Consider the following 21598-nt stretch of genomic DNA (forward strand, 5'->3'; position numbering starts at 1 on the left):
CCAGGATGACCTTCTTGCCGGCTTCGACGGCTGAGCGGTGGCCACGAGCCCGGCAAGTCCGGCTCCGACGACGATGACATCAGCATTCATAGTGCGATTGTGCCGCAGGGGTGAGCTCACCGGCGGACGGGCAGGCACAATCTCACGGAGTGTTGGACGTCGGAGAGGTCGAAGCATGAATCCGTTGGCGCTCGCGTGCAGGATCGGCAGCGTGGGGGTCACCTTCGTGGCGCTCGTGACCTCGCTGTTTCCGCACTTCGTCGAGGTGTCCTACCGACGCGAGAACGATCGTGCTCCTGTCTTCGAGATATACCACTCGGCGTGGACCAGCTGGGGCGTGCTGTGCTGCGGCCTTCTGGCGATCGCCTTCTTCACGGCTGTGACGGCGCTGCTGGTCGGCTTCTTCGAGCCTCTCGCGGCGAAGATCCTCGACTTCGTGGCGTCAGTGCTGCTGGTGCTGACGGCCCTGGCACTTGCGCTCTTCGTCTCGACCTATGGCATCGAGGGCAACGAGTACTTCGTCGTCGGCTTCGGGTGGTCTGGGATCGCGACGTTGGTCCTGCTGGTCGTGGCGGCAGCGCTGGCGGTGGCGGCCGGTGTGCTGACGAAGGTCGGTCCCACGCGGCCTGGCCCCGCGTACATACCACACGGTGCGGATGCGACTCGCGGGCCCGTTCAGCGATGAAATGACTACCTTAGGTGGCCCTTCGGGACTAGATTGCAGTTGTTATCACTCATCGTTGGGAGAAATTCTGTCATGGCCGTTGACTTCAAGTCTCTGGGCAAGTTCGAACAAGGCGCGCTCGTTGCGGGTGTCGTCGCCATCATCCTGTCGTTCATCAGCAGGCTATGTGACCGTCGATCTCGGCCGCTTCGGCAGCGCCGGCACGAACGCTTGGGACAGCTACGCGACTCTCGGCATCTTGCTGGTCATTGTCTCGACCGTGGTCGTCGCCATCAAGGCATTTGCCGCGGAGAACCTGCCGGACGGTGTGCCGTGGAGCCTCGTGGCCGCCGCAACTGCGGGTCTCGGCACGCTCTTGCTCATCCTGCGGGCCTTCACCTACGGTTCGGGCGTCAACCCCGGTTGGTCGGGCTGGCTGCTGTTCATCGCCGGCATCGCGCTGACGGTGTTCACGGTCCTGTCGTTCAAGGAGTCGGGCGAGAAGATCCCCGAGATCAACAAGGGTGGTGGCAACAACCCGCCGCCCCCGCCGCCGGCTGCCTGAGACTGCTTGCGACCTCAGCGCCGTCACACGTGAAAGGCCCGACTTCGGTCGGGCCTTTCGCACGTGGCGGTGGATCTACAACCTCATTGCCATGCCTCGACCCTGGCGCGGTGGTTTATCAACCGCATTCGGCGAAATGAGGTTGCTGGGACACCGGCCCAGGGGGATGAGGTTGCTGGGACACAGCCTCGGCAGGGTCAGGGTCAGGACGTGAACGGCGGACGGTCGTCGAGGCGGACGGACTGCCGGCCGGCCCAACGCCACAGACGTGCGGTGAAGTCACGGTCCTCGTCGGTGACGAAGTTGCCCATGACCCGCAAGGCGAACGTCATGAGGGTGTGCGACCGCATGCCGATCGGTCCGGCCGTCGGCAGCAGTCGAGGCACGGTGATGAGTCCGGCCAACCGTCGGGCGATCGAGAACGCCTCGCCGTAGTGGCTCGTCAGCAGCTCAGGCCAGGCCTGGGACAGGTCGCGGTGGCTCCGCATCAGCTCGGCGGCTTCGCGTCCGGTCTCCATGCCGTAGTCGATGCCCTCGCCGTTGAGCGGGTTGACGCAGCCGGCGGCATCACCGATCAGCGTCCAGTTGGGGCCAGCGACTCCGGAGACGGCGCCACCCATCGGCAGCAATGCGCTCGTGGGGATGCGCAGCTCGCCGCTGAGGTCCCACTCCTCGCGACGCAGTGTCGCGTAGTACTCCATCAACGGGCGGATCTGCAATGACGCAGGACGCTTGGCGGTGGCCAGGGCGCCGACACCGAGATTGACCTCGCCGTCGGACAGCGGGAAGATCCAGCCGTACCCGGGCGACAAGCTCGCTCTCGCCGGTGGAAGATGCTTCGCCGCGCAGCTCGAGGTGCGAGGAGATCCACGGGTCGTCGCTGCGTCCCGACTTCACGTACGACCGGCCAGCGACGCCATAGGCGGTGTCGCGGTGCCACTCGCGTCCGAAGCTCGCGCCCAACGGCGAGCGGACACCATCAGCGACGATCAGACGATCGCAGTGCACGGTGTGGGCAACGCGCGCCTTGCCAAGCTCGAAGGTGACTCCCGTGACCTTGCCCGAGGCATCGCGGATCGCGTCGACCGCGCGGGCGCCTTCGAGCGGGACTGCCCCGGCGTCGACGGCCACCCGGAAAAGCTTGTCGTCGAGCTCGGTGCGGGGGACAGCTGAGCCGTAGTCGGGCAGCGATCCACCCGGCCACGGGAGCAACACCCCTGGCCGAAACCGGCTGCGCGCAGCCCGCGGTTGGTTCCGTGGCTGCGGACCCAGTCGCCCAGCCCGAGGCGTTCCAGCTCGGCGATCGCACGAGGCGTGAGTCCGTCGCCGCAGGTCTTGTCGCGCGGGAACGTCGCGGCATCGGCAAGGACGGTGTCCATCCCGAAGCGGGACGTCCAGGCGGCGGCCGCCGAACCGGCCGGTCCTGCGCCGACAACGAGCACGTCAGTGCGGTGGGGGCAGCAGGTCACTCATGCTTGGATTCTTCCAGAGGGGTGGGTGACTGGCAGGATGGGGCGCATGAGTTCTGCGGCTGCTCCCGCCCGCGTCACGGGTGAGATCCACTACGCCTCGCGTGGTTCGTCCTATTTCGACATCCTCCTCGGCGCTGTTCTGCGTCGTCCTGGTGGTCTCGAACATCGCCGCCACCAAGGCCGTCGAGTTCGGCTCGGGCAATTTCTCGATCGGCCCGGTGCAGGTGTGGCCGATCATCTCCGACGGCGGCGCGATCCTGTTCCCGTTGGCGTACATCCTGGGTGACGTGATCTCCGAGGTCTACGGCTTCAAGGCCGCTCGCAGGGCGATCCTGGTCGGGTTCGGCTCAGCGGTGCTGGCCTTCGTGACGTTCTTGCTCGCGATCCAGCTGCCAGCGGCCAGCTTCTACGAGAACCAAGAAGCGTTCGAGAGCGTGGTGTGGTCGGGCGTGCAGATCGTCGCCGCGTCGATGATCGCCTACCTGACGGGCCAGTTCCTCAACTCGTACGTGCTCGTGCGGATGAAGGCACGTTCAGCCGAGCCGGGGCTGTGGCGCCGCCTCGCCGGCTCCACCGGCGTCGGTGAAGCCGCTGACACGTTCATCTTCTGCGCCATCGCCGCGTCGGCCATCGGCATCCAGACCGGCGGGCAGTTCATCAACTACTTCGTCGTCGGCTTCGTGTTCAAGTGCGCCGTCGAGCTGCTGTTCATGCCGGTGACGGTGGCCGTCATCAAGGTCCTCAAGCAGCGCGAGCCCACCTACTGGTCGCCCCAGTCGTAGATTTCCCTGGAAGACCCCGAGTCCTGGGTGACGCGGGTGCTCCGAGGGTCAACCCCGGAATCTGCGAGGCGGAGGGTTCAGGCGTAGAACCGGGCGAGGAAGTCGTCCCGGAAGTCGGTGAACGTCCCGGCCTCGATGTGCTCACGCATCGAGTCGACGAGCCGCACCGTGAAGCGTTCGTTGTGGATCGTGCACAACGTCCCGGCGTTGTACTCCTTGGTCTTGAACAGGTGGTGCAGGTACGCCTTCGAGTAGTTGGCGCACGTGTAGCAGTCGCACTCGTCGTCGATCGGTCCGAAGTCGCGGCGGGAGGCCGCGACGTTGAGGTTGCGCCGGCCCGTCATCGTGTAGATCCGCGACGAACGGGCGACCCGCGACGGGCTGACGCAGTCGAAGGTGTCGCAACCGTTCTCGACCGCGGTGAACAGGTCATCGGGCTCGCTGATCCCGAGCAGGTGCCGGGGCTTGTCGACCTCGAGCCCCTCGTTGACCCAGCGGACGATCGTGCCGAGGTTCTCCTTCTCGATCGCACCGCCGACGCCGTAGCCGTCGAAGTCGAGCTCAGTGAGGCCGCGGGCGGCCTGGCGACGCAGGTCTTCGTGCTGTGCGCCCTGCACGACGCCGAACAGCGCCTGGCGGGGCTTGTGGGAACGCTCTGCGTTGAGCCGCTCGTGCTCGACGACGCACCGCTGCGCCCACGCCTGGGTGCGCGCCAAAGACTTGATCTGGTAGTCCTTGGTGTTCATCAGGGTCGTGAGCTCGTCGAAGGCGAACATGATGTCGGCGCCGCTGGTGCTGGATCTGCATCGACACCTCGGGGGTGAAGCGGTGCTTCGAGCCGTCGAGGTGCGACTTGAACGTCACGCCGTCGTCGTCGACGGTGGCGAGCCGATCCTTGCCCTCAGCGATGACGTCATCGGCCTCGACCCGGTTGGCGTCCATCGACAGGGTCTTCTTGAACCCGGCGCCCAGCGACAGCACCTGGAAGCCGCCCGAATCGGTGAAGGTCGGGGCCGTGCCCAGTTCATGAACGTGCCGAGACCGCCGGCCTCGTCGACGATGTCGGCGCCAGGCTGCAGGTAGAGGTGGTACGCGTTCGCGAGCAGCGCCTGGGCACCGAGGTCTGACATCGCCTCGGGCAGCACGGCCTTGACCGTGGCCCGCGTGCCGACCGGGATGAAGGCCGGCGTACGGATCTCTCCGTGGGGGTGTCGATGGTGCCAGTACGTCCGAGCGCTCCGGAGAGCTCTTTGCCGAGGGTGAACACGGCTCTATCCAACCAGCCAGACGGCAGCGCCCAGCGCCCCGGCGGTCACGAGCACGAAGAACGCGTTCCATACCGCGGCCGGTAGCACCGTCAGCCGAGCCATGACGTCGGCGTCAGTTGTGCGCGTGCGGACACGTCGCCGGTGCGCCCACAGGTCGATCGACGTGCGCGGTGCGGCGATCAGCAGGAACCAGGCGAAGGTCAGCGCCGCGAAGTCGTGGAAACGTTCGGGCGCTCGCCAGATGAGAGCGGCCACCGCGGCACCGCTCAGCACGACGACGACCAAGCCGAACCAGTTGCGGATGAACACCAGCATCGCCGCAAGCGTTCCCAGCGCGAGGTACAGCGCCCAGGCCGTGCGTCCTGCGTCGACGAGGGCGACGACCCCCAGTCCCAGGGCCGCCGGAGCCAGGTAGCCAGCCGCTGCCGTGGCGATCATGCCGGGGCCTCGGGGCTTGCCGCTCGACACCGTCAGCCCCGAGGTGTCGCTGTGCAGACGGATGCCGTTGAGCCGTCGGCCGGTCAGGACGGCCACGAGCGCATGGCCCGCCTCGTGCACGAGCGTCACGAGGTGGCGGGTCACGGACCAGATGGGCGGCACGGCGATCAGCACGACAGCTGTCGCCGCAGCCGCCCACGTGGTGTCCAGGATCGTCAGTCCATCGGGCGGTCGACGAGCTCGACACGGGTCATGTCGCGCGCGGAGGCACCCATCGCGGCTGCGAGGCGGTGGTGCACGGCGCCCTCACGGTGCCGGCTCTGGCGATCGAGCGAGAGGCCGAGCGCCGTCTGGGCCCACGCACTGGTCGGCTCGAGCTCGACGAGACGCCGGAACGCCTGCTCTGCGGGGGAGAGCTGGGCTGCGGCGAAGTGCGCACGACCCATGAGTTCCCAGGCTGCCGCGTGGCTTGGCTCAGCCTCGACGACCTTGCGGAGGACCCGCACGGCGTCTCGGGGGAACCGGTCGTCCAGCAGCTGCTCACCGGTGCGGAACGCGTCGAAGACCTCCATCTCGGCGATGGTCTGGTCCGAGAGGTTGGGGGTGAACTTGATGGTCATGGTGCGCTCCTTTCGAAGAGTTGTCGGCATCAACACCGCAGGTCAGGGCTTCATTCCACAGGTTCGTCAGGCTCTGGCGTCGCCGTGCTCTCGGTCGGTGTCGGGGTGGGTACGGTCGGTGTCGGAGTCGTCACGGCCGGGGCCGGAGCGGGCTTGGTAGCCGTCGGTCTCGGCGTCGGTGTCGGCTCAGTGGCCGGTGCCTTCTCGGGCTGGTCCTTCTCGTCGTCCTTGTTCTTCTCGTTGTCGTCGGGACGACGAGCTCGACTTTCCTCTGAACGTGTCGCCGATCGTCGTGCCGCTGGCCCCGCCTAGCGTCTTGTCGGCCACGACCTCGTAGGCCGTGATGGCGCCGAGCGACAGCAGCAGGACGGCGACGGTCGTGGCGATGATGGTCTTCCAGTGGAGCCGCCGATCAGGCGGCTCGATGACCTCGGCCCCCGTCACCGACGAGCCGTCGACCTCGGCGGCCTGCTGGATCGCGGTCGCGATGCCGCCGTCCTGCACGGTCTTCTCGATCACGGTTCCGGCGCTCGTCTGCACCAACAGCGTCTTGCCCTTGTCGAGGGTACGGCCGTACAGGGCCGAGGTGATGGACGCGACGAAGCCGCCACGGCCACCCCGATCAGGGTTCCGGCAACACCCAAGCTCGATGCGATCCAAGCGGCTGTGACAGCCGCCAACACGCTTGCAGCGACCTGGAACCACGACATCTCACCTAGCAGGCCACGACGTTCAGACATGCAGACCAGCCTACGAGGCGGTACCGAATGTCTGGCCCGCCAAATCGGTCACCTCGCCCAACCAGAGGCTTCGTTGATGGTCCGAAGAATCCGTCACCGGGCGAAGAACCCGCCGGGTCACGCGTGGAGAACCCAGATACGGCGCGACGCACCGCCCCCAGATGGACGCCAAAGGGTCTTTGTAGAGAGTTTCCTCACGTTCGTCAGTTGTGTCCGATGTGTTGACGACGAAGAGGTCTTGGATCGGAGCAAGCGGTTCTGGGTGGCCGGTGGCGTCGGCGAGCCTGTAGGCGACGCCGGGCACGACGATCCGATTGATCCAACCGGTCAGGATCGCCGGCGGCATGCCCCACCAGTTGGGGTGCACCACGACGAGTCCCTCGGCCCTCCGCGGCTCTTCACGGTGCAGGGCGATGAGCGGATCTTCTTCGCGCGTCAGCACCGACTGATCAGCTCACCGCTGATGTGCGACTCGTACGACGCCAGGATCGGGTCGAAGCGTTCTGCGTACAGGTCGTGCGATCGCACCTGGTGGCCGAGCTCCACCAGACGCTCAGCGATGTTCTCGGCGAGCGCATGGCAGTAGCTGGCCGCGCGGGGATGTGCCAGCAGCAGCATCACGTCACTCATGGAGTGATTCTGGCAGCATCCATCCCCGCACCGCGAGGGGCGGGTCAGCCCAGGGCTTGCTCCAGATCGGCGATCAGGTCAGCGATGTCCTCGATGCCGACCGACAGCCGCACCAGGTCGTCGGGAACCTCGAGGATCGAGCCTGCCGTTGACGCGTGCGTCATGGCGCCAGGATGCTCGATGAGCGACTCGATGCCGCCCAGGCTCTCGGCCAGCGTGAACAGCTTGGTGCGTGCGCAGAAGTCGAGCGCAGCCTGCTGGTCCTTGAGCCGTACCGAGATCATCCCGCCGAAGCGACGCATCTGCCTGGCTGCGACCTCGTGCCCGGGGTGCTCGGCGAGACCGGGGTAGAGGATCGACGAGATCGCCGGATGCCCTTGCAGGAACTCGACGATGGCCTCGGCGTTGTCGCAGTGCTTGTCCATGCGGACGGCAAGCGTCTTGGCGCCGCGCATCGTCAGGTAGGCGTCGAACGGTCCGGGCACGCCGCCGGAGCCGTTCTGCAAGAACGCGAACGCGGTGTCGAGCTCGGCGTCGTTGGTGACCAAGACGCCGCCGACGACGTCGGAGTGACCGCCGATGTACTTCGTCGTCGAGTGCAGCACGACATCGGCGCCGAGCGACAGCGGATTCTGCAGGTACGGCGAGGCAAAAGGTGTTGTCGACCACGAACGTCGCCTCCACCTCCCGGGCGATCTCGGCAATCGCCGCGATGTCGCCGACATTGAGCAACGGGTTGGTTGGCGTCTCGATCCAGATGGCCTTGGTGTCGTCGGTGACGGCGGCACGGATGGCGTCGAGGTCGTTGACGGCCGCAGGGGTGTAGGTGATGCCCCACTGGCTGAAGACCTTGTCGATCAGCCGGAACGTTCCGCCGTAGGCGTCGTCGGGGATCACCAGGTGGTCGCCGGGGCGCAGCAGTGAACGCAGCGCGCAGTCGGTCGCCGCCATGCCGGAGCCGAACGCACGTCCGTACGTCCCGCCTTCGAGGGCCGCGAGGTTGGCCTCCAGTGCCGCACGGGTCGGGTTGCCGGTGCGGGCGTACTCGTAACCGCCACGCATCCCGCCCACTCCGTCCTGCGCGAAGGTCGAGCTGGCGTAGATCGGCACGTTGACCGCGCCGTTCTCGGCATTGGGCTCGTAGCCCGCGTGGATCGCGCGCGTCGCGAAGCCCGGTGTCTCGGGTGAGGTGTCGTGATCGCTCATACGTGCACTCCCAACAGGTCGTGGCGGGTCAGCACGCCCAGCGGCTTGCCGTCCTCGATGACCATGACGGCATCGCTGGCGCTGAGGGCCTTCAGGGCGACGTCGAGGCTTTCACCGGCGCCGAGCAGCGGCAGCTTGGGCTCCATGTGCTGTGACACCGGATCGGTCAGCTGGGCGCGGCCCTCGAACACGGCGCTGATCAGCGCCCGCTCGTTGACGCTGCCAGCGACCTCGCCGATCACGACCGGCGGCTCAGCACCGACCACAGGCATCTGCGAGACGTTGTACTCGCGCAAGATCTCGATGGCATCGCGGATCGTCTCGGACGGGTGCGTGTGCACCAGCGCCGGCATCCCGCCAGTCTTGCTGCGCAGGACGTCGCCCGCGGTGATCTCGTGAGTGTGACCGTCGAGCGGTTCACGGAGGAACCCGTACGACGACATCCAGTCGTCGTTGAAGATCTTCGACAGGTAGCCGCGTCCGCCGTCGGGCAGCAGCACGACGACCAACGCGTCGGGGCCCGCCTCGGCGGCGACCTGCAGCGCAGCGACCGTCGCCATGCCGCACGAACCGCCCACCAGCAGGCCCTCTTCGCGGGCGAGGCGGCGGGTCATGTCGAACGAGTCGGCGTCGGAGACGGCGATGATCTGGTCGGGGATGGCCGGGTCGTAGGCGCTGGGCCAGAAGTCCTCACCAACACCCTCGACGAGGTAGGGGCGGCCGGTTCCGCCGGAGTACACCGAGCCCTCGGGGTCGGCGCCGATGACCTTGACCTTGCCGCCGGAGACTTCCTTGAGGTAGCGGCCGACACCGGTGATGGTGCCGCCGGTTCCTACGCCGGCCACAAAGTGGGTGACCTTGCCGTCAGTGCCTTCCCAGATCTCGGGACCGGTCGTCTCGTAGTGGCTCTCGGGACCTGCGGGGTTGGAGTACTGGTCGGGCTTCCAGGCGCCCTCGGTCTCACGCACCAGCCGGTCGGAGACGTTGTAGTAACTGTCGGGGTGCTCCGGCGGGACGGCGGTGGGGCACACGACCACCTCGGCGCCGTACGCCTTCATGGTGTTGCGCTTGTCTTCGCTGACCTTGTCGGGGCACACGAAGATGCACTTGTAGCCGCGCTGCTGGGCCACGAGGGCGAGTCCGACGCCGGTGTTGCCGGACGTCGGCTCGACGATGGTTCCGCCGGGCTTGAGCGCGCCGGACGCTTCGGCGGCGTCGACCATCTTGACCGCGATGCGGTCCTTGGCGCTTCCGCCAGGGTTGAAGTACTCGACCTTGGCTGCGACGGTGGCCGATCCGGGAGTCGTGACAGAGCTCAGCTTGACCAGCGGGGTGTTGCCGATCAGGTCAACGATGTGTTCTGCAATGGGCATACGGCCATTGTTGCACTCAGGGTTTGGTCAGGACGGGGGCCGCTTCGTCGACGTCGAGCTCGGCGACGGGACCCGATGCGGTGATCGTCTCGTTGAGTGTCTGCCATGCCTGGCCGTTCACGCGATATTGGACGCGGTACGTCACGTCGACCCGTGCCATCACGTCGTCGGCGGGACGCAGGGTAACTGTGGGTGACGTCGAGCGCCGGGTACGGCTTGCCCGGAGTGGAGGTGTCCTGGGACGTGCCGTCGCCGTGGACCCAGTGGAACGTGATCGGCGTCGCCACCAGGTCGACGTCGAAGCCCAGCAGGGTCACGCTGCGCTCGAACGGACGCGGTTCGGCATGGAAGATCGTCGGGACGTTGACAAGTGTCGTCTCGCCAGGCTGGATCTTGACCGTCAGGCTCGGTAGCCCGATCTCACGCGTCGCCCGCAAGATGTCGCCCTCGGTTGGTTCGGGGCGCGCGGAAGGTACGTCGTCCTGGTCGGGTGTGCGCGGAAGACATTGAATAACGCCGCCAACGTCGGGTTCGCAGTAGGTGTCAATTGGATCCGGGCTAGTTATCGGTGTCGTTCCACTCTCTGGACTCTCCGGTGGTGCGACGATCCTGTCGCCGTCGAGGATCACGCCGGGCTGACCGGGATCTGGCCCCACTTCTACATCGGCCTGCGCAGAGACTGCCGCGATCGCAACCAGGATCGAAACTAGAGGTAGCAGAACTAGACGACTCATTCGGTCCCGCCCAATGCCATCTGCGTGACTTGCCTGCCCCGTCCATGGCCGGCGAGTGCAAAGGAGATCTGAGTTGTCTCGCGCTTGCTGATCTTTTCATCGGCGTGATTGTCGGTCTTAAAACGTCCGCCGCCGGTGCTCACATCGGTAGTTGCGTAGGCGACTTTTCCACGGATCTTCATGGCAAGCGGGCCAGTCGTCCACTCGCCGCCTTTGAAGTAGCCGCCGGCGGCGTAGGTGTCTCGGTAGAGCGTGATGTAGCTTCTGGCAGCCCGTGCAGTCGGGCGACGAGAGCCGCTCGAGCTCGGCGACGTCACCGGTCTGGGCCGCGTAGTTGAACACGTCGACCCAGTGCTTGACGAAGGCGGCGGCGCCTTCGGGGGAGTCCTCGGTGGCCTGCTCCGGCATCGTGGGTGCGGTGGCAGTCGGGGTTGCGGACCCGGACGATGTCGGTGAGTCGGTTGGCTGCTTCGGTGATGACGCCTCGGACGTGCACGCACCGAGCAGCAGCAACGTGGCGAGGACAGTCGTTCCGATGCGCATGCCGAGAAACTACCGAAATGGCGGGCTGGAGTCAGCACCAAACAGCTGGTGGTTGGGGAAAACGGGACAAAACACTCAGGGTCATGACAGTTCAAGCCTCGAGAACTTGACTGTCATGACCCTGAGTCACGAACGTGAAGCAGCTCTGATCAGATGACCGCGCCCGTGTTGCGACCGTCGTCGACGGCCGCATAGGGGTCGATGACCTTCTTCGCCTCCGCATCGGGGTCGAAGGGCCAACGCTCCTCGAGGACGACAGCCAGCGCCGACGCCGTGAAGATCGTCGACAAGATGCCCACCGAGAGTCCCAGCAGCAACGCGATGGCGAAGTCGGTCAGCGAGTCGCCGCCCAGGAAGGCGAGTGCCGCCAGGATGAACATCGCTCCGAGACCGGTGTTGATGGTTCGGGGGATGGTCTGCAGGATCGCGTCGTTGACCACTTCACGCAGCGGACGGGTGACGGTTCTCCCGGGTGTGCTCGCGGATACGGTCGAAGACCACGATCGTGTCGTTGACCGCCAGACCGATGATCGACAACACGGCTGCCAGGAACACGCCGTCGATCGGCTTGCCCCACCAGGCGAACACGCCGACGACAGTGAGCACGACCGATGACATCGACAGCACCGCAGAGAGCGCGTACGTCCACCTGAACCGCCAGGCGAGGTAGAGCATCTGGGCGAGGGCCGCGATCACGAAGGCGATGATGGCCTTGTCGCGCAGCTCCTTGCCGAGGCTCGGCCCGATCAGCTCGTCGCGTTCCTTCTCGACGTCGCCAGCTGCTGCAGCGAGCGCCTCTTGGATCTCGACGGCCTCGTCGTCGGTGATCTTGTCGAGGCGGACCGTGATGTTCTCACGGCCTTCCTGGCCCGACGACGACTGAACGACTGCGCTGGGGAAGCCGGCGTCGCTGACGACTTCACGAGCCTTCTCGGGATCGATGGCCTTGGAGGTCGAGTACTCCAGCAGACGTCCGCCGGTGAACTCGACGCCGAGGTTGAGTCCACGGATCGCGATGCCGCCGATCGACACGACCGCCACGACGAGCGTGATGACGATCCAGGTGCCGCTGCGCTTCATCAGGTCGGGGCCGCTCTCGGTGAGCCACTTGCGGATGCGACCGGTGCCGGCCAGACCGCTGATGCCGGGACGCTTGCGGACGAAGGCTCGCTTGACCGCGAACTCGCAGAGCACGCGGGCGATGACGAGTGCCGACACCATCGAGGCGACGACACCGATCGACAGGGTGACACCGAAGCCCTTGACCGGACCGGAGGCGAAGAAGAACAGCAACGCCGCGGCAAGCAAGGTTGTGACGTTGGAGTCGATGATGGCCGACCACGCCTTGTTGAAGCCGGTGGTCAGCGCAGGTTCCAGGCCGGCTGCCGAGCGTTCGGCGTACTCCTCTCGGGCTCGTTCGAACACGAGGACGTTGGCGTCGATGGCTAGTCCGATGGCCAGGACGAATCCGGCCAGACCCGGCAGAGTCAGGGTTGCTCCGAGCCACACGAGCATGCCGTAAGCCAGCAGGGCGTAGGTGCCGAGCGCGATCGTCGCGAGGAAGCCGACGAGGCGGTAGACGAACATGATGAACAGGCCGGTCAGCACGATGCCGATGATGGCGGCCTCGATCGAGGCGTCGATGGCGACCTTGCCGAGCGTGGGGCCGACGGTCCTCTGCTCGACGATCTCGACCTTGACCGGGAGGGCGCCGCCCTTGATTAGGACGGCGAGGTCGGTGGCGGTTGCCTGGGTGAAGCTGCCGTAGATGCTGGTGCTCGCACCTCCGCCCGACTGGCACATAGAAGGCTGGACACCGGGAGACGAGATGACCTTGTCGTCGAGCATGATCGCGATGCGATTGCCCACAGCAGGGTTGGCGCAGGCATCGCTGACCAGCTTGTTTCCAGCCGGAGCTTCCCTTGCCGTTGAACGAGACGTTGACGATCCACTCGCCGACGCCGTCCTGCGGGATCGCGGCTTCGGCGTTCTTGACGCCGTTTCCGTCGAGGGGCTGCGGGCCGAGCAGAAGCGGGTTTCCGTCCTCATCTGCCGCGAGTTGCTCGCCCTCGCCTGGCTTGGCGTCGGGCTCGGGGATGGACAGGACTTCGTGGAACGACAGCTGCGCAGTCTGGCCGATCACCTTGGCGGCTTCGCGAGGGTCTTGGACGCCGGGCAGCTCGACGATGATGCGCTTCTCACCGGAGCGGGCGAGTGTCGGTTCGGACACGCCGAGCGCGTCGACGCGTCCGCGCAGGACGCTGAGGGCGCGGTCGGTCGACTCGGCATCGGCCTTGACGGTCTTGGTGTCCTGGGCCTCGAGGACGATTTGAGTTCCGCCCTTGAGGTCGAGGCCGAGCTTGGCGTCCACCTTGAGAGCAAGCAGAAGTGACACAGCCACAACGACAAATGCCGCGATGGCGCGCCACATGGGGGCACGGGATGACATGGGATGACTTTCGAATGGCGCGGGAGCGCGGAAGGGGACGGGACGAAGGCACTGACTCACAGAGTCGGTGGTGCCCGTCCGACAGGTGCAGGCGTCGTTGCCGCGACCTGCGAGAAGCCAGCCGATCGTGCTGCGTCGCCGGTCGGTGGCGGGTTCGGTGTGTACGGCTCCGGGGGAGTGGACGCCAGGTCGAGGTGCAGGTGCAGTTGGTCCTGCTGCGATGGCGTCGCAACAGCCAGGTGACGGGCGGGCAACGACTCGGTCGTGGCCTGGCCGACGCTGGCTGACAGCACGCGTCTGAGTCGCGCGGGCGGATCCGCCGGTGGCCACGAGCAGCATGGCCACACACGTCACCATGAGGACGGCAGCAGTTCTGCGCGTCGCGGTCCTCATGAGCATTCGAGGAGTCTAGCGGGCGGGGGGCCACGTAGATACACGTGAGGAGCCGCCCCACCACCCCCCTGGGTACTGGTGGGGCGACTCGTCAAGGAGACGTCCTTCGTCGGCGAGGGTGACGCAACATCGAATGTGAGGTGGGTCACACTCGTTCGTTGCCTAGGGTGGAGGCATGACCAGCACTCCTCGCACTCTCGGTTCCAGCGACATCAAGGTCTCGGCCGTCGGCCTCGGCTGCAATGCCTTCGGCGCGCGTATCGACCTTGACCAGACCCGTGCCGTCGTCGGCGCAGCACTGGACGCCGGCGTCACGTTCTTCGACACGTCCGACATCTACGCGCTCGGACGCAGCGAGGAGCTGCTGGGTCAGGCGTTGGGATCTCGTCGCGACGAGGCGGTCATCGCCACCAAGTTCGGCATGGACATGCAGGGTGTCAACGGTGACGACGGCGGACGTCGGGGGTCGCGGGCCTACGTGCGTACCGCGGTCGAGGCGAGCCTGCGGCGGCTCCAGACCGACCACATCGACCTGTACCAGCTCCACACTCCTGACCCGCTGACTCCGCTGGAGGAGACCTTGGGAGCGCTCACCGAGCTCGTCGCCGAGGGCAAGGTGCGCGCGATCGGTGCGTCCAACCTCCAGGCGTGGCAGATGGTCGAAGCGGCGTGGATCTCTCGGACGAACGATCTGGCGACCTTCGTCACGGCCCAGAACGAGTACAGCCTCTACAACCGGCTGGCCGAGGTCGAGCTGACTCCCGCATGCCAGGCGCTGGGAGTCGGCATCCTGCCGTACTTTCCGTTGGCGTACGGGTTGCTGACCGGCAAGTATCAGCGCGGAGCGGAGGCCCCCGAGGGCTCCAGGCTCTCGGCCACCGCGCAGACCGTGCGACTGCAGACGGCCGACTGGGACCGGATCGACAGCTCGAAGCGTTCGCTGCCGCCCGCGACGTGTCGATCCTCGAGCTCGCGATTGGCGGCCTCGCCGCTCAACCTGCAGTCAGCAGCGTCATCGCCGGAGCGACCAAGCCGGAGCAGGTCGTCTCGAACGTTGCAGCAGCGAGCTGGGTGCCGACCGAGGACGATTTGCAGGCGCTGGCCGAGATTGGTCGCCCTACGCAGTCGTACACGACGTTCGCACCACGCACGGCCGGGACGAAGTCACGGAGCTGAGGGGGCACGCCGGGCTGGGAAGCGCCTCACGGCGCATGGCCGCTCTCGGCGGCTAATTTTGGGACCCGGGGCTACCGCAGCCCGACGCTTGATCAAGCCTAGCCCGCCTGCGGAACGACACAAGGCGGGTGGGGGCGGGCCCGGTGCTTGCGATAACCGAAGCGAGCGGATCTGACAAGGTTGGGGACCGACCGCGACCGTGCTTGGGTTCGCAAACGACACTTGAAGAACCTCGGACTCGACTTGAGCAATCGTGAGCAGGCTGAGAAGGAGGTTGGATGTGCCAGTCAAGAAGTGCGCTACTGCGCAACTCCCCGCCCTTCTGCAAAGTTCCTTGGTTTCTGGGCCTATGCGACTGATGGCGCCCTCAAAAGCTCAGGGCGTCATCTGATACAACGCCTGGAGTGCGAGATCCGCGATCTCGCGGTCCACGGCCGCCACCCGCTCAGCGTAGCCGGGATACACGGAATCAAGATCTGCAATGTCACTCGCGGACTCGCTATCGCCTTCGATGGTAAGCATTGCATGTGCGGATACGGCTCGTACGCAAAACGCTGCATCCTCTTCAGCGGGCGTTGGAGCGGTGCCGCGCAGGCTGCGCGTCTGTGCCTTCGGGAGATTGGGCAGATTCCGGCTGAGTGTGTTCAGGGTGTCTTCGTCGCCCGAGATAAGTAGGCGATCGTCGGCGGCTACTGCCATTCCATTGCCCTGCGCCTGTTCCGATGCAGACTTCATCGCAGAACCAGGAGTTTGATACACGAAGGCACGGACGACAGTGCCGTCGTTGCTTTCGCATACAAACCCGACGGCGCGGTCCCAGAACCAGATGTCATCGACTAGATGGACAACTTTCTTGCACCGTAGTTGTTCCTCAAGCAGGCGCGCTTCGTGACTGATGTCGGCGATTGACCTCGCGCTCGGTGAGGGCGGCGCCTCCCGCTGCGGGGTAGCTGGCTCGCTACTGACACCGCAGGAGGAGACGCCGGTCACTGTGAGGACCATTGCGGCCAACGCATTTTTTGCCAACGGACTCAGTACCAGAATGTCGGGGTGCCCAGTGGCAATGAGAGCGACTTGGCCTTGTAGGACGGGTAGTCGATCCAGTTGCCCCACGCAACCTTCGCTGATCCGCTTGTCCCGCAACCGAGGGATACCCACTTTGCGGTGCCGTTGCTGTTGTGGCCCTTTCCTTGCGCGCAAGCGCGGCCATCGGAAATGGGGGCAACAAACCACGAGTATGTCTTTTTGTAGCCAGCGCTGCCCGCAATGTTGCAGCTTTTGCGTGGGCCGTGGTCCAAGTGGGTCCAGCGTACCCCGACCAGGGGCCCGAGCAGCCCGCCTTTGCGATGAGGGCGAAGTCGTCGGCGTCTGCGGTGGAAGTGTCGGCATCACCTTGAAGTGCGTCGAATTCCTCACCAGAGACGACTTTCTGAAGTCCTTCGGTTGGGGTCGTGGGGCCAAGGTCCTCGCTTGACCAAGCTGACGACGAACCTGCGAAGAGAGTGGCGGTCGACAATGCGACAACTCCGGCGAATCGGGCAATCGAGGAAATCATGGACTTGTTCCTTTGGCAGGTCGTGGCGCGAACTCCCACTGAGTTCAGGCGTTACACGGCAAACTAAACCACGTGTAGACAGGCTGTCAAACATGCTGTCTCATATGACTGACCTGTGAGCCCCTTCGTGCCGCGTTCACGCGCGGCACGAGAGTCGGTTCAAACGCTCAATCGTCCTTGGTTGCACGTGGGCAGCAGGGTTGGTAACGCCTAAACTTGTTCTCGAGATTCGGTGAAGCGGCGAGACTGGTTCTTCGTTGTCTCGGGCCGTCGAAACTATCGAGGACCACGATCAGTGGAGCTTGCCGGAGCGTTCGAGCTCTGCGGCCCGTCGCAGAGCCAACGAGGTGTCGACGAGCTTGGCGGCGCTGTGCGGATCGCCGGTGTCGAGCTGCGCGCGACCGACGGCGACGATGCGGGCGAAGGCCGATGCCCTGTCGAGGGTCACGTCGAAGTCGGCGGCGACGATGCCGCGCACGACGGTGTCGACCAGCGCGATGACCTCGTCGGGGCCGGGCGGATCGACGACGCCGGCCAGCACCTCGTCGACGGGAGCGAACGCCTTGCCGGCTGCGAATTCGCGGGCTGCGACGTCGGGCTGGCGGTGTACCCAGGTACGTAACAGGTAGAGACGCCACAGGGCGCCAGCGATGCTGTCGGCCGGCGCGTGCAGCCACAGCTCGGCAATCGTGCCGAGTCCGTCCTCGTCAGCCAGGTGCAGGACGCGTTCGACGAGCTCTTGGTCAGCCGCGGCACGGGGGCCGCGCACCAGGACGTGCGCGATGCGGTGACCTGCCGCCGTCATCTCGGCAGGGTCGGCTGCGCCTGGCTGCGCTGAGAACAGGGCAGGGCCGGGCAGGGCGGGTTTGTCGAACCTGGTCATCGTGATTCACCGTAACCCCGACCGGCAACTAGGCGGCAGCCTGGACGCTCTCGGGCGCGGTGACCGGCTTGGGCTTGCGGGAGTAGAGCCACAGGACGGGGAACAGGTAAGCGGCCCATCCGATCAGCTGCAACCACGACGGGTTGGGCTGGAAGTTGACGGTTCCCTTCAGGAGGCTGCCGTACCAGCTGTCGGCGGGATGGTCGACGAGATGTCGAAGGCGGCGTTGCCGAGGTTGGTGATCGGTCCGACCGTGAAGGTCAGGCGGGGCAGGAATCCGGCTTCTTGCAGATCGTAGATCCCGTAGGCGAGCACGCCAGCGGCGACGACGATCAGCAGGTAGCCGGTGACGGTGAAGAACTTGCCGAGGTTGACCCGGACGGCGCCTCGGTAGATCAGGTAGCCGAGGATCACTGCCACCAGCAGTCCGAGCGCCGCACCGATGAACGGCGTCGGTGTGTAGGCGTCGGCGACCGTGCCGTACATGATGGCTGCGGTCTCGAGTCCTTCTCGGCCGACCGTGAGGAAGGCGACGATCGCGATCGCCAGAGGACCCAGCGCTACAGCGTCGGCGAGCTCGGTCTCGAGCTCCTTCTTCAGGCCGCGGGCGGTGCGTCGCATCCAGAAGATCATCCAGGTGACAAGACCCGCCGCCAGGATCGACAGCGACCCTCCGACGAGCTCTTGGGTACGGAACGGCAAGCTCGCCGATGGCCAGGTTGATCGCGGTGAAGGCTGCTACCACCAGAGCCACGGCGGCAGCGATGCCGAACCAGATGTACTTGATGTCGTGGCGACGGTCGGTCTTGACCAGGTAGGCGATGAGGATGCTGACGACCAGGCTGGCTTCGAGGCCTTCGCGCAGTCCGATCAAGAAGTTGGCAAGCACCTAGCCAGTGTAAGGGTAGGCAACACTCACTTTGGTGACAGTGCGTCTGTCAGGGCCTCGCCGATCAGGCCGATCTGCCAGCTGCGTGCGCCCTGCTCGGACAGCACCGCGGTCACCGACTCGATCGTGACGTCCTGCGGCGGCTCCCAGGCCAGATTGCGCACGAGGGCCGGAGAGATGAGGTTCTCGGTGGGCAGGTCGTGCTGCTCGGCCAGGGTCGTGACGACCTCGCGACTGCGACCGAGTCGATCGGCGGCCTCGGGTTTCTTGTCGGCCCAGGCGCGCGGCGGTGGGGACCGTCGGTGCGCTGCGTGGTCGGTGGCAGCTTGATCTCGGCAACTGCCTGACCACGTTGCACGGCCTCCAACCACTCGGCGGCGAAACGGCGGGGTCCGCGGTTGCGCATGATGCGCATGTTCTTGAGCGCGGTGAGATCACTGGGAGGCTGGGTGGCCAGCTCGAGGATCGACGCGTCGGGCAGGATGCGTCCCGGCGTCGTGTCGCGGTCGGCGGCGATACGGTCGCGGGTCTCCCAGATCTCGCGCACCAGTGCCAGGGCCCGTCGGCCGCGAGCCTTGTGGATACCCGACGTGCGCCGCCACGGCTCCTTGCGCTCGGGCGGGCCCTGGAAGAACAGCAGGGACGCGAACTCCTCGGCGGCCCATTCGCGCTTGCCGGCCTTCTGCAGATCGGCGTCGATCAGGTTGCGGAGCTCGACCAGCACCTCGACGTCGAGCGCGGCGTAGACAAGCCACGGTTCTGGCAGCGGACGGGTGGACCAGTCTGCGGCCGAGAACTCCTTGGCCAGGCTCAGCCCCAGGTAGTGCTCGACCAGTGCGGCCAGACCGACACGCGGCAGGTTGAGCAGTCGGCCCGCCAGCTCGGTGTCGAACAGCGACTCGGGGTAGAGGCCCACCTCTGCCAGGCACATCAGGTCTTGGGTCGCGGCATGCAGGATCCACTCGTTGCCGTCGAAGGCGGTGTCGATGGGCACGAGGCTGTCGAAGGCTGTCGGGTCGACCAGGTGGGTGCCGGAGCCTTCGCGCCTGATCTGGATCAGGTAGGCGCGCTGGGAGTAGCGGTAGCCCGAGGCCCGCTCGGCGTCCAGGGCGATCGGGCCGGTGCCGGCCAGGATGCGTTCGCACGTCTCCTGAAGCTGTGCCTCGGTGGAGACGACGGCAGGCAGCGGGTCGCGCAGCTCGAGGCGGGGTGCCTCGGGGATGACCGGTTCGGTTGCCTCAGGTGTCTCGGTGGTCTCAGTGCCGTCAGACGCTGTCAACGGACACCGCGCTTTCGCTGGAAGGGGATGACGCCCGGCGCGAGGGGCGGCAGGCCGGAGATCGCGGCGAGCAGGTTGGACCAGGCAGCAGCGTGGTCGCCCGCGCCAGCCGTGGGGGAGAGCAGCGGTGTCCACGAGGCGCGTACCTCGATCTGCGCATCGCCACCATCGTCTTCCATCTCACCGAATCCCTCAGAACGTACGACGGTCACGCTACCGCTAGCGGCTGTGTAGCTGCTTCCGTAGGCGTCGAGCGCCTCAGTCAGCCAGCTCCAGCCGACGCTCGGGAGCACCGGGTCGGCTGCCATGTCGGCCTCGATGTCGGCTCGCGCGAACGTCACACAGCGAAAAGTTCCGCCCCACGCGTCGTTGCCGGCCGGATCGTGCAAGAGGATGAAACGCCCCGTTGCGAGCTCTTCGTCGGCGACGAGGACGTCGCCGCTCATGGCGTAGGAGAACGGTGCGATGCGCTGGGGCGCTGGCATCTCGTCGACCACGACCTCGGGTCGAAGGACTGCGTGTCGTACCTGCTCGACGGCCGCCGTGAACTCACCCGGCGTGCGATCGATCTCACTGGTAACTCCCACCCTGTGATGGTAGGCGCGTCGGGGTCACGCCTGGGCGACGACACTCCGCACGACCTGAGAGACTGGTGCAGTGACTTCACTCCTGACCGACAGCGCATTCCTTCAAGCCTGCCGTGGCGAGCAGCCGGGTCACACACCCGTGTGGTTCATGCGCCAGGCGGGCAGATCGTTGCCCGAGTACCTCAAGATCCGTGAGGGAACCACGATGCTCGAGTCGTGCTTCCGCACCGATCTGGTGGTCGAGATCACGATGCAGCCGGTGCGTCGCCACGGCGTCGACGCGGCGATCTTCTTCTCCGACATCGTGGTGCCGCTGAAGGCCATCGGCGTCGACCTCGACATCGTCCCAGGTACCGGCCCGGTCGTGGCCGAGCCGATCCGTTCGCTCGACCAGCTCGGCCAGTTCCGCGACCTCGAAGCCGATGACGTCACCCCCATCACGGACGCCGTCACGGCGTTGGTGGGCGAGCTGGGCGCGACACCGTTGATCGGCTTTGCTGGCGCGCCGTTCACGCTCGCGTCCTACCTGATCGAAGGCGGGCCTTCGCGTGATCACCGCAAGACCAAGCAGCGATGTACTCCGATCCCGAGCTGTGGCATGCACTGCTCGGCCGGGTCGCCACGATCGCCAGCCAGTTCCTCCGTCTTCAGGTCGAGGCTGGAGCTTCGGCGGTCCAGCTGTTCGACTCGTGGGCCGGCGCGTTGTCGCTCGCGGACTACGAGACCTTTGCCAAGCCGCACTCGGCCGCGGTGCTGGAGTCGATCGCCGACCTCGACGTCCCCCGTATCCACTTCGGTGTCGGCACCGGAGAGCTGCTGCACGCGATGGGCGACGCCGGAGCCGACGTCGTCGGAGTCGACTGGCGGGTGCCGTTGGACGATGCGGTGCGTCGGATCGGCCCCGGCCGGGCCGTCCAGGGCAATCTCGATCCGACGACGCTGTTCGCGCCGACCGAGTTCGTCAACGCGCGCGCTGCCGAGGTCATCGAGGCTGGACGCGCCGCGGAAGGCCACGTGTTCAACCTCGGACACGGTGTCCTGCCGGCCACCGACCCGGACTCGCTGACCCGGCTCGTCGACTTCGTCCATGGGTACGAGCCGAAGTAGCGCCATGAGTCACAAGATCGCCGTCATCGGTGGTGGCATGGCCGGGCTGGCAGCGGCGTGGGAGCTTGCCTCGGGCGGGGCCGACGTCGTCGTCCTCGAAGGCTCTGACCGGGTCGGCGGCAAAGCTGCGTCTCGGTGAGATCGCCGGGATGACGATCGACCTGGGGCGCGGAGTCGATGTTGGCGCGCCGTCCCGAGGCACTCGATCTCGTCCGGGAGATCGGGCTCGCCGACCAGATCGTGCA

Annotated in this window: 23 protein-coding genes and 7 pseudogenes; 7 read left to right on the forward strand and 23 right to left on the reverse strand. The window is 66.2% G+C overall.

Annotated elements, in window-relative coordinates:
* Window positions 1-175 precede the first annotated feature (175 nt).
* Window positions 176-685: a hypothetical protein gene (locus tag ACHMWU_RS17750; protein ID WP_396045604.1), complete on the forward strand. Its 510-nt coding sequence runs from the start codon at window positions 176-178 to the stop codon at window positions 683-685.
* A 166-nt stretch (window positions 686-851) separates the two neighbouring features.
* On the forward strand, window positions 852-1229 hold the full coding sequence (locus tag ACHMWU_RS17755; protein ID WP_396045606.1) for a hypothetical protein: 378 nt from the start codon (window positions 852-854) through the stop codon (window positions 1227-1229).
* Between the two features lie 203 nt (window positions 1230-1432).
* On the opposite strand, the gene ACHMWU_RS17760 is transcribed toward ACHMWU_RS17755, so the two are convergent.
* The gene (locus ACHMWU_RS17760; RefSeq protein ID WP_396045608.1) at window positions 1433-2041 is read right to left on the reverse strand and encodes a hypothetical protein; all 609 of its coding nucleotides are present in this window, start codon (window positions 2039-2041) and stop codon (window positions 1433-1435) included.
* A gap of 177 nt (window positions 2042-2218) precedes the next feature.
* Window positions 2219-2671, reverse strand: coding sequence for an NAD(P)/FAD-dependent oxidoreductase (locus ACHMWU_RS17765; protein ID WP_396045610.1), 453 nt, complete (start codon window positions 2669-2671; stop codon window positions 2219-2221).
* Window positions 2672-2802: 131 nt separating this feature from the next.
* Here ACHMWU_RS17765 and ACHMWU_RS17770 point away from each other — a divergent pair, with 131 nt between their 5' ends.
* Window positions 2803-3483 carry a queuosine precursor transporter gene (locus tag ACHMWU_RS17770; protein ID WP_396045612.1) on the forward strand — a complete coding sequence of 227 codons (681 nt, stop codon included), beginning with the start codon at window positions 2803-2805 and terminating at the stop codon, window positions 3481-3483.
* A gap of 77 nt (window positions 3484-3560) precedes the next feature.
* Here ACHMWU_RS17770 and tgt read toward each other — a convergent pair.
* The 14 genes and pseudogenes from tgt to ACHMWU_RS17840 all read right to left on the reverse strand — a co-directional run bounded on the left by tgt (window position 3561) and on the right by ACHMWU_RS17840 (window position 13777).
* A pseudogene (tgt, locus tag ACHMWU_RS17775) lies at window positions 3561-4750 on the reverse strand (tRNA guanosine(34) transglycosylase Tgt).
* Between the two features lie 4 nt (window positions 4751-4754).
* Window positions 4755-5408, reverse strand: a complete 654-nt coding sequence (locus ACHMWU_RS17780) for a M50 family metallopeptidase (protein ID WP_396046871.1) — start codon at window positions 5406-5408, stop codon at window positions 4755-4757.
* Window positions 5405-5809, reverse strand: a complete 405-nt coding sequence (locus tag ACHMWU_RS17785; RefSeq protein ID WP_396045614.1) for a tetratricopeptide repeat protein — start codon at window positions 5807-5809, stop codon at window positions 5405-5407. Before ACHMWU_RS17785 ends, ACHMWU_RS17780 begins: the two co-directional genes overlap by 4 nt.
* A gap of 186 nt (window positions 5810-5995) precedes the next feature.
* Window positions 5996-6469: a hypothetical protein gene (locus ACHMWU_RS17790; RefSeq protein ID WP_396045616.1), complete on the reverse strand. Its 474-nt coding sequence runs from the start codon at window positions 6467-6469 to the stop codon at window positions 5996-5998.
* A gap of 90 nt (window positions 6470-6559) precedes the next feature.
* A complete protein-coding gene (locus ACHMWU_RS17795; protein ID WP_396045618.1) occupies window positions 6560-6991 on the reverse strand; it encodes an NAD(P)H-dependent oxidoreductase in 432 nt (143 codons plus the stop codon).
* A complete protein-coding gene (locus tag ACHMWU_RS17800; RefSeq protein WP_396045620.1) occupies window positions 6985-7179 on the reverse strand; it encodes an NAD(P)H-dependent oxidoreductase in 195 nt (64 codons plus the stop codon). Before ACHMWU_RS17800 ends, ACHMWU_RS17795 begins: the two co-directional genes overlap by 7 nt.
* Window positions 7180-7223: 44 nt before the next feature.
* Window positions 7224-8385 (reverse strand): annotated as a pseudogene (locus ACHMWU_RS17805) (cystathionine gamma-synthase).
* Complete coding sequence (locus tag ACHMWU_RS17810) at window positions 8382-9758, reverse strand: cystathionine beta-synthase (RefSeq protein WP_396045622.1); 1377 nt, start codon at window positions 9756-9758, stop codon at window positions 8382-8384. Before ACHMWU_RS17810 ends, ACHMWU_RS17805 begins: the two are co-directional and overlap by 4 nt.
* On the reverse strand, window positions 9728-10195 hold the full coding sequence (locus ACHMWU_RS17815; RefSeq protein WP_396045624.1) for a hypothetical protein: 468 nt from the start codon (window positions 10193-10195) through the stop codon (window positions 9728-9730). Before ACHMWU_RS17815 ends, ACHMWU_RS17810 begins: the two co-directional genes overlap by 31 nt.
* A 414-nt stretch (window positions 10196-10609) precedes the next feature.
* A complete protein-coding gene (locus ACHMWU_RS17820) occupies window positions 10610-11035 on the reverse strand; it encodes a DUF6318 family protein (protein WP_396045626.1) in 426 nt (141 codons plus the stop codon).
* A 149-nt stretch (window positions 11036-11184) separates the two neighbouring features.
* Complete coding sequence (locus ACHMWU_RS17825; protein ID WP_396045628.1) at window positions 11185-11475, reverse strand: hypothetical protein; 291 nt, start codon at window positions 11473-11475, stop codon at window positions 11185-11187.
* A gap of 1 nt (window position 11476) precedes the next feature.
* Window positions 11477-12883: a protein translocase subunit SecF gene (gene secF, locus ACHMWU_RS17830; RefSeq protein ID WP_396045630.1), complete on the reverse strand. Its 1407-nt coding sequence runs from the start codon at window positions 12881-12883 to the stop codon at window positions 11477-11479.
* A 316-nt stretch (window positions 12884-13199) separates the two neighbouring features.
* A pseudogene (locus ACHMWU_RS17835) lies at window positions 13200-13484 on the reverse strand (protein translocase subunit SecD); the annotation flags it as partial.
* Window positions 13485-13540: 56 nt separating this feature from the next.
* Complete coding sequence (locus ACHMWU_RS17840; RefSeq protein WP_396045632.1) at window positions 13541-13777, reverse strand: hypothetical protein; 237 nt, start codon at window positions 13775-13777, stop codon at window positions 13541-13543.
* Window positions 13778-14052: 275 nt separating this feature from the next.
* Here ACHMWU_RS17840 and ACHMWU_RS17845 point away from each other — a divergent pair.
* Together ACHMWU_RS17845 and ACHMWU_RS17850 are read left to right on the forward strand one after the other, a co-directional pair.
* Window positions 14053-14703 (forward strand): annotated as a pseudogene (locus tag ACHMWU_RS17845) (aldo/keto reductase); the annotation flags it as partial.
* Entirely contained in the window at window positions 14643-15053 is a 411-nt protein-coding gene (locus ACHMWU_RS17850) for an aldo/keto reductase (RefSeq protein WP_396046873.1), read from the forward strand. The pseudogene ACHMWU_RS17845 and the gene ACHMWU_RS17850, both read left to right, overlap by 61 nt.
* A gap of 375 nt (window positions 15054-15428) precedes the next feature.
* On the opposite strand, the gene ACHMWU_RS17855 is transcribed toward ACHMWU_RS17850, so the two are convergent.
* From ACHMWU_RS17855 to ACHMWU_RS17885, 7 genes and pseudogenes are all read right to left on the reverse strand, one after another.
* Window positions 15429-16166: a hypothetical protein gene (locus ACHMWU_RS17855; protein WP_396045634.1), complete on the reverse strand. Its 738-nt coding sequence runs from the start codon at window positions 16164-16166 to the stop codon at window positions 15429-15431.
* A 734-nt stretch (window positions 16167-16900) separates the two neighbouring features.
* Complete coding sequence (locus tag ACHMWU_RS17860) at window positions 16901-17491, reverse strand: hypothetical protein (RefSeq protein ID WP_396045636.1); 591 nt, start codon at window positions 17489-17491, stop codon at window positions 16901-16903.
* A gap of 168 nt (window positions 17492-17659) precedes the next feature.
* On the reverse strand, window positions 17660-18193 hold the full coding sequence (locus ACHMWU_RS17865; protein ID WP_396045638.1) for an FTR1 family protein: 534 nt from the start codon (window positions 18191-18193) through the stop codon (window positions 17660-17662).
* Between the two features lie 55 nt (window positions 18194-18248).
* Window positions 18249-18380, reverse strand: a pseudogene (locus tag ACHMWU_RS17870) (FTR1 family protein); the annotation flags it as partial.
* Between the two features lie 26 nt (window positions 18381-18406).
* Complete coding sequence (locus ACHMWU_RS17875) at window positions 18407-18751, reverse strand: hypothetical protein (RefSeq protein ID WP_396045640.1); 345 nt, start codon at window positions 18749-18751, stop codon at window positions 18407-18409.
* Between the two features lie 44 nt (window positions 18752-18795).
* Window positions 18796-19659 (reverse strand): annotated as a pseudogene (locus ACHMWU_RS17880) (ribonuclease D); the annotation flags it as partial.
* Window positions 19656-20246 (reverse strand): DUF3000 domain-containing protein, encoded by a 591-nt coding sequence (locus ACHMWU_RS17885; RefSeq protein ID WP_396045642.1) that lies wholly within the window; start codon window positions 20244-20246, stop codon window positions 19656-19658. The pseudogene ACHMWU_RS17880 and the gene ACHMWU_RS17885, both read right to left, overlap by 4 nt.
* A 70-nt stretch (window positions 20247-20316) precedes the next feature.
* On the opposite strand from ACHMWU_RS17885, the pseudogene hemE reads away from it, so the two are divergent.
* Together hemE and ACHMWU_RS17895 are read left to right on the forward strand one after the other, a co-directional pair.
* A pseudogene (gene hemE, locus ACHMWU_RS17890) lies at window positions 20317-21353 on the forward strand (uroporphyrinogen decarboxylase).
* A gap of 4 nt (window positions 21354-21357) precedes the next feature.
* A complete protein-coding gene (locus ACHMWU_RS17895; protein ID WP_396045644.1) occupies window positions 21358-21492 on the forward strand; it encodes an FAD-dependent oxidoreductase in 135 nt (44 codons plus the stop codon).
* The last annotated feature ends 106 nt before the right edge of the window (window positions 21493-21598 follow it).

Source organism: Aeromicrobium sp. UC242_57, from assembly GCF_044452305.1.
GTDB lineage: Bacteria > Actinomycetota > Actinomycetes > Propionibacteriales > Nocardioidaceae > Aeromicrobium.

Coding starts and splice junctions, on each gene's coding strand:
- ACHMWU_RS17750 (WP_396045604.1), top strand. CDS start 176: ATGAATCCGTTGGCGCTCGCGTGCAGGATCGGCAGCGTGGGGGTCACC.
- ACHMWU_RS17785 (WP_396045614.1), bottom strand. CDS start 5,809: ATGACCATCAAGTTCACCCCCAACCTCTCGGACCAGACCATCGCCGAG.
- ACHMWU_RS17800 (WP_396045620.1), bottom strand. CDS start 7,179: ATGAGTGACGTGATGCTGCTGCTGGCACATCCCCGCGCGGCCAGCTAC.
- ACHMWU_RS17810 (WP_396045622.1), bottom strand. CDS start 9,758: ATGCCCATTGCAGAACACATCGTTGACCTGATCGGCAACACCCCGCTG.
- ACHMWU_RS17820 (WP_396045626.1), bottom strand. CDS start 11,035: ATGCGCATCGGAACGACTGTCCTCGCCACGTTGCTGCTGCTCGGTGCG.
- secF (WP_396045630.1), bottom strand. CDS start 12,883: ATGCTCGACGACAAGGTCATCTCGTCTCCCGGTGTCCAGCCTTCTATG.
- ACHMWU_RS17850 (WP_396046873.1), top strand. CDS start 14,643: ATGCCAGGCGCTGGGAGTCGGCATCCTGCCGTACTTTCCGTTGGCGTA.
- ACHMWU_RS17860 (WP_396045636.1), bottom strand. CDS start 17,491: ATGACCAGGTTCGACAAACCCGCCCTGCCCGGCCCTGCCCTGTTCTCA.
- ACHMWU_RS17895 (WP_396045644.1), top strand. CDS start 21,358: ATGAGTCACAAGATCGCCGTCATCGGTGGTGGCATGGCCGGGCTGGCA.